We start from the raw sequence: 3,211 nt of genomic DNA, 5'->3' as shown, positions 1-3,211 counted from the left end.
CCAGCGTCATCCAGTGGTTAAGGCCCGCCGGATATCCCGGCTCTCTGACAAGTTCTACCCATTTTCCCTGGCGCAGGACTTCAAACGTTGGAGCCTTCAGGGTAATTCCCGCCTGTGCGGCCGCATAGTTCGTTTGGGAATAGCTGTATTCCACCCAACCATAGCCGATGAAGAAAATGCGTCTTCCTGACTCCAGCCACCGATCAATGATATCCGGGAAATGGAGCACTATTGAGTACTCTTTCGCGTAACCCACAAAGCGTTTGTCCTGCTCAAGCGGCCCTACGCACTGGCGATCAATATGTTTTAGAATGGGGAGTACATCCTGCCCGAGGTCGTTTGTCGCGGCAGTGGGATTAAGCTCTTCGTCAAAGCATAGAATTTCCTCGGGGATAATCTCCATAGAAACTGGCATCATCTCATTGGGAAGCACGAATGTTCCCGCCGGATGATCCACTGCAATGAGAGAAGCTTGATCGAAATAGACGACCTCTTCGAGCGGTTCGATGATTTTACAGACAATCTGACCAGTATTGTGCTTTACGCGAGGCAGGGGAACGTATTCAACGGGATATGGTTGGGCGTAAATTCCCGGCCGAATCAGATATCCCAGTCCACCTTTCCCACCGAAATCAGATACAAATTCGAAGTGGTCACCATTCCATACGAATAAATGCGGGCAGGAGGATGTTTTGCGCGGGACTTCGCCGATACTGGCGACCTGATTGGCTTTGACGGACACCTCGGACTGGAGAACCGCATCCGGCCAGATGATGCGGAGCCATTCCACTTCCTGCTGTTCACCCAGGCCAAAGTGCAATCGCAGGGGGGCCCAGCACGTGCTTCCAGCAATTTGCCCCACATCCCATTGCTGGAAAATCTGGCCGCTCCGAACTTCGACGCGCGCGCCGATGGCCGATTCATTGGAGCGAGACTTCTGGTCGGTGTATCGCGTTCCCGCCAGATCGAGACTGATCCAGTTGCCGCGCGGGCCGGCGTTTTTGAACCACACAGTGCTGGTGTTCAATGGTGCGATGAGAACATCCAGCCCGCCATCACCATCGAAGTCAGCGAGCACTCCGGCGGTGTTCCCCTGATTGCGTATGCCGCAAAAGAGAAATCGCGGATCTTCCTGACACGCATTGATAAACCCCGATTTTGGCCACGAGTTCAGGAGAATAACGGGTTGTCGTTGACCGTTCGGCAAATACGCATCCGCGATGAAAAGATCCGCATCTCCATCATTATCGATATCGGCAAGTTGTGCGATTGTTCCGCCCAGGCGTCCGAACTGCCGCGAGAATCCTTCATCCTCGCGAAAGTGGCACGCGCCTTCGTTGAGGAACAGCCGTACCCGGCCACCGCTCAGCACGACAAGATCTGGTCTGCCATCACCATTCACGTCGCCGGTTGTCAGGCCGGACACACCGGGCACGTTGAGGCCGACGTCCGCACCTTTGACAATCCGAAATGCGCCAGCCCGATCGTTGAGCCATATCACGGGTGAACCCTTCCCGGAGGCGAGAATCAGATCGAGATCACGATCGTTATCAATATCGAGCCAGCTCGTTGCAACTGCCGAGAATTGCGGCGTTCCCAAACCCCAGGCAGCAGCCTTTTCCTCGAATGTTCCGTCGCGGTTATTGATCAAAAGCAAAGGTGCGAGCGCGTCACCATTAGAAGTAAATCGGCTGGCATAGAGATCCAGATCCCCGTCACTGTCGATATCCAGCAAACGCACGTGTAAGGCGGTGAAATCCCCCGTCGCGGAGGCACCTGTTCCCGGGAACGGTTTGAAATGGCCAGCACCATCGTTTTCCATTAAACGAACGAACCCTGCACCACCAATCCAGATATCGACATCACCATCGTTGTCGACGTCACCGACGGCTGCACATATGCTTTGGGTGGCCAGCATTTCACCGGGCTGAAAAGTCTCATTTTTATCACCGAATAAAACCTGAGTAACATGATCATTTGTGACACCGGTTAGAACGAGATCCAAAACGCCATCCTTATTGAGATCCGCCACTGCGGCCCCGCCGATTTCCACTGATATTTGACCCGCCTTCCAGGCAGGCCCCATTGTGGCGATTTCCCGTGCTTCGGGGTCAAAGACCGGTATTGTGACGCGGGTTTCCGCGTCCGTCCGACGGGGAATTGGCAGCATGTCGGGTCCCAAAGCCAAGTAATATTTCCCGGCAGAACCATAGATTTTGCGCACGGTAAAACTTCCGCCGGCAAGTTCCGCTTGATTCAGTGCGCGAAACCTTTCGAATAATTTCATAGCCGCATCGCGTTTTCCCAGACGCTGATACTGGAGCGCCAGCCGATAAATGGCAGAAACAAACCCCGGATCGAGGTTAACCGCACGTTCGAGGAGTTCTATCCCTTTTTCGTTCTGCTGCGTTGAGAGATAAGCTTCTGCCAGTTTAAGGCAGATATGAGGATCATCAGGATCCAGTTTGTATGCTCTTTGAAAGGCTTCGAGTGCTTTTTCTTTTTGTCCGACGTGTTCGTAATAAAGCCCCAGACAATACCAGGCATGGATCAAATGGGGATTTTCCTTGATGACTTCCTGAAATAATTTCTCGGCCTGGTTGATGACCTCTTTTCCGCCGGCGTCTTCCATCATATTCAGATAGGCGAGACCGAGGTTGAATTTTGCAGCCGTCCAGTCAGGAAACTCCTTCAATACGGCCTCGAATTGCTTGCTCGCCGCTGAGTATTCATATTGTTCGAGAAGAGCACATCCTTTGTTGAATGCCGCAAGCGCCCGATAGACAGCATCGGTCCTCTGTGAGGGAGGCTGTGAGGTATCCTGTGCCTTTGCCGAAAACACCACAAAAAGGAGAATCGTCACGGCTGCGCAGTGGCCGAAAACAACGGAAATCCGTGAGAGAAGCGATTGCAGCCTCATGGGATCTACTCCAAGAATGCTCGGATGACTCCATCGGACCGCGTCCATTAAACCTTGTATTGCGTGCAGAATCCAGGGAAGGAAACCGACCTACAAGGAATCCACGCTATGGAAGATTGTCGCAGGACGCGTTCGATGGTGCGCCAGTTGTCTGTCTCACGCAAGCACTTGCGCTTCGCAGTATGCGAACGCGAGCCGCCCGAGCAAATTCCACTCGGGCGGAGACTTTGCACGCCCGTTCATGTCCGTCTAACTTTGACTTCGCAGTGCGAGCACGCGATCGAATGTTCG

1 protein-coding gene is annotated in these 3,211 nt (G+C 53.4%); it reads right to left on the bottom strand.

The genetic code is table 11. The features are described 5' to 3' along the window. Window positions 1–2,920 (bottom strand): FG-GAP-like repeat-containing protein (locus H5U08_RS13830; protein ID WP_297034205.1); only part of this gene is annotated, 2,920 nt, incomplete at its 3' end. Window positions 2,921–3,211 lie beyond the last annotated feature (291 nt).

This window comes from Thermogutta sp. (genome assembly GCF_014359955.1).
Lineage (GTDB): Bacteria > Planctomycetota > Planctomycetia > Pirellulales > Thermoguttaceae > Thermogutta.
The sequence above is the reverse complement of the archived record's forward strand: the minus strand, read 5'-3'. Positions and strand labels throughout refer to the sequence as shown.